The organism is Streptomyces viridosporus, from assembly GCF_002078235.1.
GTDB classification, from domain to species: Bacteria; Actinomycetota; Actinomycetes; order Streptomycetales; family Streptomycetaceae; genus Streptomyces; species Streptomyces viridosporus.
In genome coordinates this window covers 1-15,161 of the sequence record NZ_MSGP01000025.1, presented here as the reverse complement: position 1 = coordinate 15,161, position 15,161 = coordinate 1, and the positions used below count along the sequence as shown (strand labels likewise).

The window sequence follows — 15,161 nt, the reverse complement described above, 5'->3', positions numbered from 1 at the left end:
GCCGGTGGGCGGGGGCATCTGGGCCGGCGCCGGGTAGGCCGGTGCGGGGACCGGCGCCGGCTCGGGGACCGGTGCCCGGGCCGCGGGTGCCAGGGGTTGCGGGAACGGTTCCGGAGCCGGCTGCGGGACCGGTTCCGGAACCGGCTGGGGGACCGGCTCCGGAACCGGTTGGGGAACCGGCGTCGGCGCCGGCTGGGGGACCGGCGCCGGCTGCGGCCCCATCGAGGCGGCCGCCGGCACCGGCATCCCGCCGCCCGCGCCCACCGCCGGGGCGGACGCGGCGGCGGGAAGCGGCATGCCGGTGTGGGCGGCCGGTGCGGCGGGGAGCCCCGGGACGTCGGCACCGGCGCCGACGGCCTGGGCGGCCAGGCCCTGGGTGCCCGCGCCGTTGGTCTGGCTCACCAGGCGGTCCACCGCTGCCGTGCCCGAGCTGTAGCCGACTCCCGTGGCCTGCTCGGGCACCGGGGCACCCCTCCTGGGCGCCCCGTAGAGCACCTGCTCCAGGCCGGTCACCAGGCGGCGCACGTCCACCTGGGGGCGCACCACGAGGCGCAGGAAGCGGCTGGAGGAACCGATCTTGTTGCCGCACTCGCGGACCAGGATCCGGTGCTCGGTGAGCATCCGGTCCCGGACCACGGTGCCCTCGGCGCCCACGGGGAGGCGCACGAAGAGGAAGTTGCCCTGGGAGGGGTAGACCGTCAGGCCGGGCAACGAGGAGAGCTGGCCGGACATGTCCATGCGGTCGCGGCGGACCTGGTGCAGGCTCCGGGTGTACTCGGCGCCGTGCTCCTTCAGCATGAACACCACGTGCTCGGCGAAGGAGTTGAGGTTCCACTTGGGGAGCATCGACCGCACCTTCCCCGCGAGCGCCGGGTTGGCGACGAGGTAGCCGAAGCGGATGCCGTGCAGGCCGAAGTTCTTGCCGAGGCTGCGCAGCACGATGACGTTCGGCCGCAGCATCGCCTCCTGCACCACGCTCGGTTCCGCCTCCGCGTCGGCGAACTCCAGGAAGGACTCGTCGACCACCACCAGGTCGAGGTCGGCCATCGCGTCCATGAACTGCACGATCGCGTGCTTGTGCTGGAAACCGCCGTCGGGGTTGTTGGGGTTGCAGATGACGGCGACCCGGGTGCCCCGCGCGCGGATGAACTCCGCGTACTGCGCGAGGTCCAGGGCGAAGCCGCTGGACTCCTGGAGCGGGAACATGTCGACCCGCTTGCCGGTCTCCATGGGCTGGTCGGTCCAGCGGCCGAAGGTGGGGACGGGGACGGCGAGGGACTCGCGGACCAGGAGGTGGTCGATCCAGGTGATCAGCTCGGTCGATCCGTTGCCCATCGCCACGCACTGCGGGGGCAGTCGGAGCAGGCTGCACAGCTCGGCCGTGATGGTGTCGGCGCTGCTCGGGTAGTACGTGAGGATGTCGCGCAGCCTGCCCGCCATCTCCTCGAACATGGCGGGGGTGGGGAAGTACGGGTTGCAGGGGATGCAGAAGTCCACCGGACCGGCCCCGTCGCTCTCCCGTGCCAGCGCCGCCATCGACGGACTGTGCGCCGTGCTGCGGAACAGCGAGAGGGCGTTGTCGGCCATGGAACCTCCGTGGGCGGCGGGCCCGCCGGGGACGTACCGGGCCCGTCATGCGTGGGTGGCCCGCGCGGGGGAGCACGGGCCACCCGTACATACGGAGGGGGGTGTGACGCTGTTCAACCGGTGTGAAAAAAGTGTGATGTCGGGAACCCGGGGCGCGTGTCGCGCGTCACGCGCCCCTCGTCACCGGATTCCCGGCCTCCGATTTCCGGCCTCCGGCTTCAGACGCCGAACGAGTGGATCGTCGTCGTCCGGTACGTCCGGCCCGGCCGCAGCACGGTCGACGGGAACGACGGCCGGTTCGGCGAGTCCGGGAAGTGCTGGGTCTCCAGGCACAGTCCGTCGCCCTGCCGGTAGACGCGGCCGCCGGTGCCGACGAGGGTGCCGTCGAGGAAGTTGCCGGAGTAGAACTGCAGGCCCGGCTCGGTGGTGGCGATCCGCAGGGTGCGGCCGGAGGACGGGTCGCGCAGGGTCGCCGCGTGCTCGGGGCGGGCGGTGACGCCCTTGTCGAGCACCCAGTTGTGGTCGAAGCCCTGCCCGTACAACACCTGCTGGTGGGGGGTGCGGATGTCCCGGCCGACCGGCTTGGCCCGGCGGAAGTCGAAGGGGGTGCCCGCGACCCTCGCCAGCTCGCCCGTGGGGATCAGCCCCGCGTCGACGGGTGTGTAGCGGGAGGCGGCGAGGGACAGTTCGTGGTCGTGGACGGAGCCGCTGCTCTCGCCGGCGAGGTTCCAGTAGACGTGGCTGGTGAGGTTGACGACGGTGGCCTTGTCGGTGGTGGCCTCGTAGTCGATGCGCCAGTCGCCGTCGCGGGTGAGGGTGTACGTCACCGTCGCCCGCAGCGTGCCCGGGTAACCCATCTCGCCGTCGACGCTGGTGTGGTGCAGGCGCAGGCCGACGTCGGAGCCCCGGGTGAACGGCTCGACGTCCCAGACCCGCTTGTCGAAGCCCCGCGCGCCGCCGTGCAGGCTGTTCTCGCCGTCGTTCACGGAGAGCTGGTGGACCGTGCCGTCGAGGGTGAAGCGGCCCTTGCCGATGCGGTTGCCGTAGCGGCCGATCAGGGCGCCGAAGTAGGGGCTGGAGGCGACGTAGTCCTCGAGGGCGTCGAAGCCCAGGGAGACGTTGGCGTACCGGCCGCGGCGGTCGGGGACCTCCAGCGACTGGACGATGCCTCCGTAGGACAGGACCCTCATCCGGGTCCCGCCGTTCTCCAGCGACCAGCTGTGGACCCGGGTGCCGTCCGCCAGCCTGCCGAAGAGCGTCCTCACGGGCTTCCCCCTGCCCCCCGACCCCGACGCGTGCGCCGTCCCGCCGACCGTGGTGGCGGCCGCGACCCCGGCGGCCGCGGCTCCCGCGATGACCGTGCGTCTGTTCAGTTCCATGTGCGGCTCCCGTGATGGAGGGGGCCCCGCCGTCCGGCGGGGCCCGAGCTGACCTACGAACCGACCTTGCGCTTGTTCCACACGTCGAACCCGACCGCCGCCAGCAGCACCAGGCCCTTGATGACCTGCTGCCAGTCGGTGCCGACGCCGACGAGGTTCATGCCGTTGTTCAGCACGCCCAGGACCAGACCGCCGATGATCGCGCCGAGCACGGTGCCCACGCCGCCGCTCATCGACGCGCCGCCGATGAACGCGGCCGCGATCGCCTCCAGTTCGAAGTTGAGACCGGCCTTGGGAGAGGCCGCGTTGAAGCGGGCGGCGAAGACCAGACCCGCCAGGGCCGCGAGCATGCCCATGTTCAGGAAGACCAGGAAGGTGACCTTCTTGTCCCGCACGCCGGACAGCTTGGCCGCGGGCAGGTTGCCGCCGATGGCGTAGATGTGGCGGCCGATGACGGCGTTGCGCATCACGTAGCCGAAGCCGACGAGCAGCGCGCCGAGGATCAGCAGCACGATCGGGGCGCCCTTGTAGCTGGCCAGCAGCAGCGTCACCACCAGGATGGCGGCGGCCAGCGCGACCAGCTTCAGCAGGAACAGCTTGGCGGGCAGGACGTCGAGGGCGAACTCCTGCTGGCGCCGGCGGTCACGGACCTCCTGGAGCACCACCAGCGCGATCAGCGCGAAGCCGAGGAGCAGGGTGAGGTTGTGGTAGTTGGTCTCCGGGCCGACCTCGGGCATGAAGCCGTTGGCGATCTTCTGCAGGCCCTTCGGGAACGGGCCGAGGGTCTGGCCCTCCAGGAAGATCTCGGTCAGGCCGCGGAAGGTCAGCATGCCCGCGAGGGTCACGATGAACGACGGTATGCCGCCGTAGGCGATGAAGAACCCCTGTATCGCGCCCGCGATGGCGCCCACGGCCAGGCACAGCACCACCGCGAGCGGCCACGGTATGTCGTTGCGGACCATGAAGACGGCGGCCATGGAGCCGACGAACGCCGTCAGCGAGCCGACCGACAGGTCGATGTGGCCCGAGATGATGACCAGCATCATGCCGATCGCGAGGATCAGGATGTAGCTGTTCTGCAGCACCAGGTTGGAGACGTTGCGCGGCAGCAGCAGGTCGCCGTCGGTCCACACCGCGAACAGCGCCACGATCAGGCCCAGGGCGATCAGCATGCCGTACTGCCGCATGTTGCGGCGCATGCCGTCCAGGACCAGCTGGAGCAGGCCGTCACCCGTGCCCGCCCCGCTCCTGCCCGGCGGCGCGGCGGCCGGGTTCTTGTCGGTGACTTCCGTGCTCATCGGGTTACCTCTTTGTCCTTCGTCATCTGACGCATCAGCGCTTCCTGGGAGGCCTCGGCCCGCGAGAACTCACCGGTCAGCCGCCCGGCGGCCATCGTGTAGATGCGGTCGCACATGCCGAGCAGCTCGGGCAGCTCGGAGGAGATGAAGACGACCGCCTTGCCCTGGGCGGCCAGCTGGTCGATGACCGTGTAGATCTCGTACTTGGCCCCGACATCGATGCCGCGCGTCGGCTCGTCGAGGATCAGCACCTCGGGACCCGCGAAGATCCACTTGCTGAGGACGACCTTCTGCTGGTTGCCGCCGGACAGCTTGCCCACCGGCTCGAAGACCGTCGGAGCCTTGATGTTCATGGACTTCCGGAAGCCCTCGGCGACCTGCCGCTCCTCGTGCTCGTCCACCACGCCCCGCCGGGCGACCTTGCCGAGGGCGCTGAGGGAGATGTTGCGGTTGATGGTGTCGATGAGGTTCAGGCCGTAGTGCTTGCGGTCCTCGGTGACGTACGCGATCCCGTGCGCGACCGCCTCGGGGACGGTCTTCGTGCGGATCTCCCGGCCGTCCTTGAGGACCGTGCCGCCCGCGTACCGTCCGTAGGTGCGGCCGAAGAGGCTCATCGCGAGCTCGGTGCGGCCGGCGCCCATCAGGCCCGCGATGCCGACGATCTCGCCGCGCCGCACCGTCAGCGACACGTCGTCGACGACCTTGCGCTGCTGGTCGATCGGGTGGTGCACGGTCCAGTTGCGGATCTCCAGCGCCGGGGCGGCGCCCTCCTCGGGGTGGTGCGGGGTCCGCTCCGGGAAGCGGTGCTCCAGGTCGCGGCCGACCATCCCGCTGATGATCCGGTCCTCGGTGGTCTCGGGGGCCTTCACGTCGAGCGTCTCGATGGTCTGCCCGTCCCGCAGGATCGTCACCGAGTCGGCGACCCGGCGGATCTCGTTCAGCTTGTGGGAGATGATGATCGAGGTGATGCCCTGTTCCTTCAACTGCAGGATCAGGTCGAGCAGTTTGCCGCTGTCCTCGTCGTTGAGCGCCGCGGTCGGCTCGTCGAGGATGAGCAGCTTCACCTTCTTCGACAGCGCCTTGGCGATCTCCACCAGCTGCTGCTTGCCCACGCCGATGTCGGCGACCCGGGTCTCCGGGTGCTCGTGGAGCCCCACCCGGCGCAGCAGTTCGGCGGCGTGCCGCAGGGTCTCGTTCCAGTTGATGAACCCGCGGGTGGCGTGCTCGTTGCCGAGGAAGATGTTCTCCGCGAGGGAGAGGTACGGCACCAGGGCCAGCTCCTGGTGGATGATCACGATGCCGTGCTGCTCGCTGGCCCGGATGTCCTTGAACCGGCAGACCTCCTCCTCGAAGAGGATCTCCCCCTCGTAGGTGCCGTGCGGGTGGACACCGGAGAGGACCTTCATCAGGGTCGACTTGCCGGCGCCGTTCTCGCCGCAGATGGCGTGGACCTCGCCCTGCCGGACGGTCAGGCTGACGTCCGACAGCGCCTTGACGCCGGGAAAGGTCTTGACGATCGAGCGCATTTCCAGGACGGGTCCCGCCATGGTCGTGCCTTCCGGTCGGTGGTGGGTCTTCGGTGGGGGGCGGCGGTTACTTGAGGTCGCTCTCCTTGATGTAGCCGGAGTCGACGACGGTCTCCCGGTAGTTCTCCTTGTCCACGGCGACCGGCTCCAGCAGGTAGGCCGGCACGACCTTCGCCCCGTTGTCGTAGGTCTTCTCGTCGTTGACCTCGGGCTTCTTGTCGTTGAGCAGGGCGTCGACCATGTTGGAGGCGACCTTGGCGAGTTCGCGGGTGTCCTTGTAGACGGTCATCGACTGCTCGTCGGCGACGATCGACTTCACCGAGGCGACCTCGGCGTCCTGGCCGGTGACGACCGGCAGCGGCTTGTTCTTGGCGCCGTAGCCGTCGGACTTGAGGGAGGACAGGATGCCGATGGAGATGCCGTCGTACGGCGAGAGCACGGCGTCCACCCGGTCGCTGCGGTAGGCCGAGGTCAGGATGTCGTCCATGCGCTTCTGCGCGGTGCCGCCGTCCCAGCGCAGGGTGGTGACCTGGTTCAGCTCGGTCTGCTTGGACCTGACGACGAGCTGCTTCTTGTCGATGTAGGGCTTGAGGACGTTCATCGCGCCCTGGAAGAAGTAGCGGGTGTTGTTGTCGTCGTTGGAGCCGGCGAACAGCTCGATGTTGAACGGGCCCTTCTCGCCGCCGTCCTTCAGACCGAGCTTCTCGACGATGTAGGTGCCCTGGAGCTCGCCGACCTTCTCGTTGTCGAAGGAGGCGTAGTAGTCGACGTTCTCCGTGCCGAGGATGAGGCGGTCGTAGGAGATCACCGGGATGCCGGCTTCCTCGGCTTGCTGGAGGACGTTGTTCATCGACTTGTTGTCGATGGCCGCGATGATCAGGGCCTTCACGCCCTGCGTGATCAGGTTCTCGACCTGGGAGACCTGCTGGTCGGGGTCGTCCTCGCCGTAGACCAGCTTGGTCTTGTAGCCCTTGGACTCCAGGTCCTTGACGACGTTGTTGCCGTCGGCGATCCAGCGCTCGGAGGACTTGGTCGGCATCGCGATGCCGATGGTGGCCCCCTTCGCGCCCTTCTTGTCCTCCTCGCTGCCGCCTTCGCTGTTCTGGCCGCAGGCGGTCAGGGTGAGGGCGAGGGAGGCGGCTCCGGCGAGGGCGGCGAGGGCGGCTCTGCGGTTACGCATGATCATCATCCTTGATGTGTGTGCGGGGTCGGTTCGAGAGGTGCGAAGTCGCTTCCGGGAGTGGGGGCCAGGAGGGACCGAGAACGGTTGTGTGGGATTGTGCGCGGCTGTGTCTACTTCTGTGAAGTCGAGTTTCCGGAACGTTATGACGAGATGTCGAACCGGCTCAGATCGCCCGGAAGCCGCGAACCGACCGGTGCCATGTCGCCGTCCGCGCCGTGGCGCGCCAGCAGATCGAGGACCAGCCGGCCGCGCCGCACCCGCTCCTTGGCGGTCGCCAGGGTGAGCTCCCGCAGGTGGTGCCCGTACGGGTAGATCCCGGGTGCCTTGGCCAGACCGAACTTCAGGTACAGCGGCGCGCCGCGCCGGATGAGCTCGGCCACCTCGTACATCCGCACGTAGCCGCCGAGGTCGTCGGGCGCCTCGATGTACAGGTCCATCGGAGTGGCCGAAACCCGTCGTATCTCGGTGAGATGAGCCGGTGTCAGGTCGCTCGGCACGTTGATCGAGTCGGCGCCGAGCCGCTCGTACACCGCGTACGAGGCCGGGTTGACCGGTCCGACGAGCGCCGAGACCTTCAGCGTGGTGTCGGCCGGGAGGAGGCCGGCCACCCGTGCCCGGTGCAGCGTCCACAGCACGCCCTCGTCGGCGACGAGCAGGCACTTGACGCCCAGCTCCGTGGCGCGCACGGCGTCCTCGACGCACCCGGCGACCGCGTCGTGGCCCCGGGCGCGCAGTCCGGCGCCGCCCGAGTCGGTGCGGGTCGAGCCGCCGATGTCCCACGTGCCGCGCGGGCCGGTGAACAGGCACAGTTCGATGTCCCGTTCGGCGGTGGCCTCGACCATCTCGGTGATCTCGGCGTCGGTCAGCATCCACACGCCGCTGCCCTGGCTGATCCGGTGGATCGGCACGTCGAGGCGGGAGGCCTCCTTCAGGACCACCGCCAGCGCCTCCGGCCCCTCGCAGGAGGGGATCTCGGTGCGCCAGCGGCCGCCGCCGGGGAAGGAGTGCGGCGAGGCGTCGGCGGGGTCGGGAGCGGGCGCGCCCAGGCCGAGGGCGGCGAGCGCCTGCTCACCGGGCCTGCGGGGTGCCGTGGCGGAAGCGTCGGTCACAAGCTGTCCTTTGTGTTCGGTGGGTCGGACGAAGTTCGCGGATCGGGGTACGGGTCGCGTACGGGCCGGGCGCGGGCGGCGCCGGCCGGACAGCACCGGTCGGACGGTGCGGGCGGTACGCCGGTGCGGGGGCCGTCAGGTCGCCCCCGCACCGGCGTACGGCCGGGGCGCGCCCTAGGGGCGCAGCAGGACCTTGCCCACCTTCGGGTCGCCGGACCCCACCAGCTCGATGGCGCGCGGGAACTCGGCGAGCGGCAGTTCGTGCGTCACCAGCGGCAGCGGGTCGAGGAGCCCGGCGGCGAACACCCGCACCGTGTGCGCCCAGGCGTCCGGCGGTGCCCCGAAGACGGTGTGCACCTCCAACTGCCGTACGACCAGGTCCGTCGGGTCGAGCCCGTCGGCCCCCGGGGCCGGGATGCCGGTCAGGACCAGCCGCCCGCCGCGCCGGAGCAGCGAGGCCGCCGTACGGGCGGCGTCGGCGGACCCGGCGGTCTCGATCACGACGTCGAAGTCGTCCGGGAGCGGCCGGTCCTTGGTGCGGAAGTCGGTCGCGCCGTACCGCCGCGACAGCGCCTCCCGGTCGTCCCGGGTGCCGACGACCAGCAGCTCGGCGGGGGAGTTCGCCCTCAGGAACTGCACGGCGAACATGCCGAGGGTGCCGGTGCCGACCACGGCCACCCGCTCGCCCGGCAGGGCGTTCGCCCGGAGCGCGGCGGCGGCGATGCAGGCGGCCGGCTCCAGCAGTGCGGCGGCGCCGAGGTCGGCGTCGTCCGGGAGGACGTGCAGCAGACGGGCCGGGAGGGTCAGCGTGGCGGCCATGGCGCCCGGCTGGGTGAACCCGGTCTCCTCGTAGCCCGCCGAGCACAGCGTCGTCTCACCGGCGTGGCAGCGGTCGCAGACCTGGCAGTTGCGGAAGCCCTCCCCGACCACCTTGCGGCCGACGAGGGAGGCGGGCACGCCCGCCCCCACGTCCCGCACGGTCCCGGACCACTCGTGGCCCGGGATCAGCGGGTACCGCACGTACCCCTCGGGCCGGTTGCCCTGGTACACCTCGCGGTCGCTGCCGCAGATGCCGGCGGCGTGGACCCGGACCAGGGCCTCTCCGGGACCGGGTTCGCGCGGCTCGTGCGGGACGAGGCGGTGCTCGCCGGGTCCCTCGATGACGACGGCGGTGCTCATCGTGCCTCCCCGAGGGGGCGGTTCGGCGCGGTCACTTCGTCCCCTTCGGCCTGCGCTGCTCCCAGCCCTCGGCCCACAGGTCGAACCGGGCCTGCTGCTGGGGGAACTCGGCCGCCGCGTCCACGTCCAGCTCCACGCCGAGACCGGGGGCGTCGGACAGGTGGAAGCAGCCGTCCTCCGGGTTCACCTGCGGCGCGCCCTTGACGACCTTCTTGATCTCCGCGTCCGCGAAGTCGTTGAAGTGCTCCAGGACCTTGAAGTTCGGGGAGGTGAAGCCGACCTGGAGGGAGGCGGCGGTCAGGACGGGGCCGCCGACGTTGTGCGGCGCGACCAGCATGTAGTGGGTCTCCGCGGTCGCGGCGAGCTTGCGGGTCTCCCAGATGCCGCCGATGTGGCCGACGTCCGGCTGGAGGATGTCCACGGCCTGGCTCTCGAACAGCTCGCGGAACTCGATGCGGTCGTGGATGCGTTCGCCGGTGGCGAGGGGCATGTCGACCTTCGCGGCGACCTTCTCCAGGGCCTTGAGGTTCTCCGGCGGCACCGGCTCCTCCAGCCAGGCCGGGTCGAAGGGCGCGAGCTCCCGGGCCAGGCGGACGGCGGTGGCCGGGGAGAAGCGGCCGTGCATCTCCAGCATCAGCTCGGCCTCGGGGCCGATGGCGTCGCGGACCGCCTCGATCAGGGAGACGGCGTACAGGGTCTGGCGGTGGTCGAGTTCGAAGTGACCGGTGCCGAAGGGGTCGATCTTGAGCGCCCGGTAGCCGCGCTCCCTCACCGCCCGCGCGGCCTTGTGGTACGCCTCCGGGGTGCGCTCGGTGGTGTACCAGCCGTTGGCGTACGCCTTGACCTTGTCGGTGACCCTGCCGCCGAGCAACTGCCAGACGGGGACGCCCAGGGCCTTGCCCTTGATGTCCCAGCAGGCCATCTCGACGACGGCGATGCCGGACATCACGATCTCGCCGGCGCGGCCGTAGTCGCCGTACTTCATCCGGCGGACGAGGTCCTCGACAGCGAACGGGTCGGAACCGAGAATGTGGTTGACCTCGGCCTCCTTCAGATAACCCAGGAGTGCGTCGGTGTGGCCCAGCATCCGGGTCTCACCGACTCCGGTGAGACCCTCGTCGGTGTGCACCTGGACGTAGGTCAGGTTGCGCCACGGCGTCCCGACCACGTGCGTGCTGATTCCGGTGATGCGCACGGCAGTTGCCCCTCGTGTTGTCGGCTCGGTTCGACCCGTTCGATATTTCGGCACACGTTCGAAATGCTGGCGAGACAGTAAGGAGGGTGCGGCGGGGGTGTCAATGGGTCACGCGGCAGCGGTTTCGGCAGGTTCGAAACCTATGGGAGTGGGTCCCTACCAAACCTTCACAACCAGGTCTAGGAACCCCACTTGAGCGGAACCTAGTCTTCCCGCGTCATGGATTACTGCCACCCGTGCCGACGGCACCTCAACGGCGCCCTCGCCTGCCCTGGGTGCGGCACCCCCGCCGAAACGCTCCGCGCCCGTACGGAGGGACCCGCCGTGCCCGCGGAGTACGAGGGGGCGGCGGCGCATGCCGTCACCGACGGCGAAGGCGACGAGGACGAAGAAGACGACGGCGACGACGGCGACGGCGGCGACGGCGGTGACGACGACGGGGAGCCGGGGACCGGTCCCCGGGGCCGGGCCGGCGGAGGCAGCCGCCGCGACCGCAAGGCCGCGGCGCACCGGCGGCGGCGCCGCCGGACGCTGCTGGTCGCGGCGGGTTTCGTGCTGGCCGCGGGAGGGCTGAGCCTGGCGGAGCTCGGCATGGAGGCGCCGGGATCGCAGCCCAGGCCGGCGACGGCGGGCGAGGACTCGGCCGACGGCGGTGCGGTGGAGCTGGAGCCGACGCGGTCGCCGAGCGGTGGCGCGGGGACGGTGTCCGCGTCGACGTCCGCCTCCCCGACGGCCTCCGGCTCCCCGTCGGCCTCGGCGTCCCCGGAGGACGGGGAGTCGGAGGAGGCCGAGGACGAGACCGAGGCCGGCGCCGAGGAGGACGCGTCGTCCGCGCCCGCGGACGCGCCGTCGGCCCGGCCGACGCAGGCTCCGCCGTCGGCGCCCCCGTCGGAACCGGAGGCTCCCGAGCCCGACCCGACCACGGAGGAACCCGAGCCGGAGCCGGAACCCTCCAAGACCTGCGAACGGTTCCTGTGGTGGTGCACCTGACCCCCTGACGCGGGAGACCGCTGCGAACCGGCCCGTGCGTCCCGCTTCCCCCGGCGCCCGGCCCGGTCCAGCCCGGTCCGGCCCGGGCGCGGCGCCCCGCTCAGTCCTCCCGCAGCATCCTCCGCAGGGCGTCCCGCAGGGCCACCCGCTCCTCCTCCGCCAGCCCCGCCAGCGGTTCGCGCGCGAACCGCAGGGAGTCCTGCAGGCTGCGGGCCACCCGCCGCCCCTCGGCCGTCGCCGCGGCCAGCTTCACCCGGCGGTCCGCCGGGTCCGGGCGGCGTTCCACCAGGCCCCGGGCCTCCAGCCGGTCGACGATGCCGGTGACGTTCGACGGCTCGCACTTCAACCGCCGGGCCAGTTGCCGCATGGGCAGCGGCTCCAGCGACAGCAGACTCAGCAGCCTCGCCTGCGCGCCCGTCAGCGCGTGACCGGCGGCGGCCTCCTCGTACTCCTCGTGGTAGCGGGCCACGACGGCGCCGATGAGCTCGACGACCTCCAGGGTCAGGGCGTCGGGGCGGCGGGAGGTGCGGGGTGCGGCCATGCCGTCCAGGGTACTCACTTGCTTGACATCCTGAAATATTCAGGCGCATGGTTGTTTCAGGTAGTGAAGTATTTTGAGGAAAGGTGCCCGGTCATGTCCGACGCCCCCACGCCCCCCACCGCCGGCCGCGAGTGGCATCTGCTGAGCCGGCCCGTCGGCTGGCCGAAGCCCGAGGACTTCGCCCTCGTCGAGGCCGAGGTGCCCGCGCCCGGTGAGGGCCAGGTGCTGGTACGGAACACGTACCTCTCCGTCGACCCGTACATGCGCGGCCGGATGAGTGCCGCCAAGTCCTACGTCGCCCCGTACGAGCTCGGCAAGGTCATGCAGGGCGGTGCCGTCGGCGAGGTCATCGCCTCGAACGCCGAGGGGATCGCCGTCGGCGACCACGTCCTGCACTTCTTCGGCTGGCGCGAGTACGCCGTCGTGGCCGCCGAGAACGCCGTCAAGGTGGACCCCGACGCCGCGCCGCTGTCGGCGTACCTGGGCGTGCTGGGGATGACCGGGCTCACCGCCTACGCGGGGCTGCTGCGCACCGCCGCCTTCAAGGAGGGCGACTCCGTCTTCGTGTCCGGCGCCGCGGGCGCCGTCGGCAGCCAGGTCGGGCAGATCGCGAAGCTCAAGGGCGCCTCGCGGGTGATCGGCTCCGCCGGCTCCGACGAGAAGGTCGAGCTCCTCGTCGAGGAGTACGGCTTCGACGCCGCGTTCAACTACAAGAACGGCCCGGTGAGCGAGCAGCTGCGCGCCGCCGCCCCGGACGGCGTCGACGTGTACTTCGACAACGTGGGCGGCGACCACCTGGAGGCGGCCATCGGCTCCCTCAACCGGGGCGGCCGCATCGCCGTCTGCGGAGCGATCTCCGTCTACAACAACACCGAGCCCGCACCCGGCCCGAAGAACCTCGCCCGCCTGATCCAGACCCGCGGCCGCATCGAGGGCTTCCTGGTCGGCGACCACTACGACCTCCAGCCGCAGTTCGTCCGGGAGGTCGGCCCCTGGGTGCGGTCCGGCGAGCTCAAGTACCGGGAGACCGTCGTCGAGGGCATCGAGAACAACCTCGAGGCGTTCCTCGGGGTCCTGCGCGGCGACAACACCGGGAAGATGATCGTCAAGCTCTGACGGCTTCGCGGGGCCCCGCGGCGCCCCCACCGTGACGCCGCGGCGGCGACGGTCGTTGCGTACGGCGAGGGCCGCACTCCTGGACGTGGGGTGCGGCCCTCGCCTCCGGGCACGCGCAGAAGCCCGGGGACCGCCCGAGGCCGCCCGGGACCGCCCGGCACCCGGTACCGGCGGCAGCGGTCCGGCGGGGTGGATCCCCTCGGCCGACGCGGGGTCAGGCCGTCCGGCCGCACCCCGATAAAGTCTTCCCCATGCGCGATCTCGGGGCGGGTTTTCGGTATCTCCTGAAGGGCCAGCGGTGGGTGGCCCGGCACGGCAAGCAGTACGGGTTCGGGCTGCTGCCGGGGCTGATCACCCTCGTGCTGTACGCGGCGGCGCTCGTCGCGCTGGCCGTGTGGGGGGAGGACTTCGTCGCCTGGGCGACGCCGTTCGCCGACGACTGGTCCAGCCCCTGGTCCGGCCTGTTCCGCGGGTTCCTCACCGCCGTCCTGTTCGCGCTCGGACTGCTGCTGTCCGTGCTCACCTTCACCGCGATGACGCTGCTCGTCGGGCAGCCCTTCTACGAGAGCCTCTCCGAGAAGGTCGACCGGGACGTGTCCCCCGACGGCACCGCGCCCGAGTCGAACCTGCCGCTCTGGCGGGAGCTGTGGATCTCCGGCCGGGACAGCCTCCGCATCGTCGTGCGGGCCCTCGTCTGGGCCGTGCTCCTCTTCGCGCTCGGTTTCGTCCCGGTCCTCGGGCAGACCGTCGTACCGGTGATCGGCTTCTTCGTCACCGGGTTCTTCCTCACCGAGGAGCTCACCGCCGTCGCGCTCCAGCGGCGCGGGGTCGAACTGCGCGAGCGGCTCGGCCTGCTGCGGTCCCGCAAGACCCTCGTCTGGGGCTTCGGCACGCCCCTGGGACTGGCCTTCCTCGTCCCGTTCGTCGCGGTGTTCCTGATGCCGGGCGCGGTGGCCGGCGCCACCCTCATGGCGCGCGAGCTGCTCGGTGAGGAGACCGCCGGGGACGGCGCCGAGGAGCCCGAGGCGCAGGACGCCCGGTCGTGACCGAGGTCCTCGCCGTCGCCACCATCACCGTCCTGGCGGTGATCGCCCCGGGCGCCGACTTCGCCATGGTGGTGCGGGGCAGCTACCTCCACGGCCGCCGCACCGGACTGCTCGGCGCGGCCGGGGTCGCCGCCGGCGTGCTGGTGCACGTCGCCTACACCATGCTCGGTGTCGGGCTGCTGATCGCCTCCTCCGTCTTCCTCTTCACGCTCGTCAAACTGGTCGGCGCGGCCTACCTCGTGTACATCGGCGTCCGCACCTTCCGCACCCGCGGCGAGGTCGCCGTCGACCTGGGGAACAAGACGGAGCTCACCCCGTTCGCGGCCCTGCGCACCGGGTTCCTGACCAACGTCCTCAACCCGAAGACGACCCTCTTCGTCGTCTCCACCTTCGCCCAGGTCGTCGGCCCCGGCACGCCGTTCGCGCAGCAGGCGGGCTACGGGCTGTTCATGTCGCTGGCCCACCTGCTGTGGTTCGGCGTCGTCGCGGTGTTCTTCTCGCAGGACCGCATGCGCACCCTGATGCTGCGCGGCCAGAAGGTCCTCAACAAGGTCGTCGGAGCCGCCCTGGCCGGCCTCGGCGTCAGCCTCGCGTTCGCTCCGTCGCACTGATCGCCACGGTCACGATCTCCCGCACCTGGTCGATGATGTCCAGCCGGTTCCGCACGAACGCCGGGTCCGTGACCGCCCCCGTCGCCGGGTCGGTGTTCCCGGCGCCGAACTGCAGGACCGGGGTGTGGACGTGGCCGCCCGGCAGCCCGTCGTGCAGCCCGAGGCGGTCACGCAGCAGGGTGGCCCGGTAGGCGATCTCGTTGGAGAGGTAGTCACCGCCGCCGCCCGCGCGGGCCGTCGAGCCGGGGGTGGGCCCGTCGGGCCGTACGACGGGTGCGGTGCCCCCCGCCGGGATCTCCGTCACGGTGGTGTTGTCGTACACCGGGAACGGCCCGGTGTCCGCGGCGACGACGGCCGCGTACGGCAAGGTGGTGGTCGTCCACTGGGGCTGCGCGGCCGGG

General features: G+C 71.2%; 14 protein-coding genes. 4 read left to right on the top strand and 10 right to left on the bottom strand.

The genetic code is table 11. The features are described from left to right. From B7L92_RS02095 to B7L92_RS02060, 8 genes are all read right to left on the bottom strand, one after another. On the bottom strand, positions 1-1,587 hold a 1,587-nt coding region (locus B7L92_RS02095; RefSeq protein ID WP_081235795.1), incomplete at its 3' end, for a pyridoxal phosphate-dependent aminotransferase. Positions 1,588-1,805: 218 nt separating this feature from the next. Continuing rightward, positions 1,806-2,966, bottom strand: coding sequence for an aldose epimerase family protein (locus B7L92_RS02090; RefSeq protein ID WP_081235794.1), 1,161 nt, complete (start codon positions 2,964-2,966; stop codon positions 1,806-1,808). A gap of 53 nt (positions 2,967-3,019) precedes the next feature. Further along, positions 3,020-4,264 (bottom strand): multiple monosaccharide ABC transporter permease, encoded by a 1,245-nt coding sequence (gene mmsB / locus B7L92_RS02085; RefSeq protein WP_081235793.1) that lies wholly within the window; start codon positions 4,262-4,264, stop codon positions 3,020-3,022. Then, entirely contained in the window at positions 4,261-5,811 is a 1,551-nt protein-coding gene (gene mmsA, locus B7L92_RS02080) for a multiple monosaccharide ABC transporter ATP-binding protein (RefSeq protein ID WP_081235792.1), read from the bottom strand. The genes mmsB and mmsA overlap by 4 nt, the downstream gene beginning before the upstream one ends. Before the next feature lie 46 nt (positions 5,812-5,857). Beyond that, positions 5,858-6,970 (bottom strand): multiple monosaccharide ABC transporter substrate-binding protein, encoded by a 1,113-nt coding sequence (chvE, locus tag B7L92_RS02075; protein WP_174703915.1) that lies wholly within the window; start codon positions 6,968-6,970, stop codon positions 5,858-5,860. A 143-nt stretch (positions 6,971-7,113) separates the two neighbouring features. Continuing rightward, positions 7,114-8,082: a hypothetical protein gene (locus B7L92_RS02070; protein ID WP_081235790.1), complete on the bottom strand. Its 969-nt coding sequence runs from the start codon at positions 8,080-8,082 to the stop codon at positions 7,114-7,116. Positions 8,083-8,256: 174 nt separating this feature from the next. Next, positions 8,257-9,261, bottom strand: a complete 1,005-nt coding sequence (locus tag B7L92_RS02065; protein WP_081235789.1) for a zinc-dependent alcohol dehydrogenase — start codon at positions 9,259-9,261, stop codon at positions 8,257-8,259. 31 nt (positions 9,262-9,292) lie between these two features. Further along, positions 9,293-10,456: a mandelate racemase/muconate lactonizing enzyme family protein gene (locus B7L92_RS02060; RefSeq protein WP_081235788.1), complete on the bottom strand. Its 1,164-nt coding sequence runs from the start codon at positions 10,454-10,456 to the stop codon at positions 9,293-9,295. A 219-nt stretch (positions 10,457-10,675) separates the two neighbouring features. On the opposite strand from B7L92_RS02060, the gene B7L92_RS02050 reads away from it, so the two are divergent. Further along, positions 10,676-11,446: an SCO2400 family protein gene (locus B7L92_RS02050; protein WP_174703914.1), complete on the top strand. Its 771-nt coding sequence runs from the start codon at positions 10,676-10,678 to the stop codon at positions 11,444-11,446. A 100-nt stretch (positions 11,447-11,546) separates the two neighbouring features. On the opposite strand, the gene B7L92_RS02045 is transcribed toward B7L92_RS02050, so the two are convergent. Beyond that, on the bottom strand, positions 11,547-11,987 hold the full coding sequence (locus B7L92_RS02045; protein ID WP_081235796.1) for a MarR family winged helix-turn-helix transcriptional regulator: 441 nt from the start codon (positions 11,985-11,987) through the stop codon (positions 11,547-11,549). A 93-nt stretch (positions 11,988-12,080) separates the two neighbouring features. Here B7L92_RS02045 and B7L92_RS02040 point away from each other — a divergent pair, with 93 nt between their 5' ends. The 3 genes from B7L92_RS02040 (at position 12,081) to B7L92_RS02030 (ending at position 14,760) form a co-directional block, all read left to right on the top strand. Further along, complete coding sequence (locus tag B7L92_RS02040; RefSeq protein WP_081235786.1) at positions 12,081-13,103, top strand: NADP-dependent oxidoreductase; 1,023 nt, start codon at positions 12,081-12,083, stop codon at positions 13,101-13,103. Positions 13,104-13,354: 251 nt separating this feature from the next. After that, positions 13,355-14,149 (top strand): EI24 domain-containing protein, encoded by a 795-nt coding sequence (locus B7L92_RS02035; protein ID WP_081235785.1) that lies wholly within the window; start codon positions 13,355-13,357, stop codon positions 14,147-14,149. Further along, positions 14,146-14,760 carry a LysE family transporter gene (locus tag B7L92_RS02030; protein ID WP_081235784.1) on the top strand — a complete coding sequence of 205 codons (615 nt, stop codon included), beginning with the start codon at positions 14,146-14,148 and terminating at the stop codon, positions 14,758-14,760. The genes B7L92_RS02035 and B7L92_RS02030 overlap by 4 nt, the downstream gene beginning before the upstream one ends. On the opposite strand, the gene B7L92_RS02025 is transcribed toward B7L92_RS02030, so the two are convergent. Next, a partial coding sequence (locus B7L92_RS02025) for a PA0049 C-terminal domain-containing protein (RefSeq protein ID WP_497590759.1) occupies positions 14,732-15,161 on the bottom strand: 430 nt, incomplete at its 5' end. The two genes, B7L92_RS02030 and B7L92_RS02025, sit on opposite strands and share 29 nt — an antisense overlap.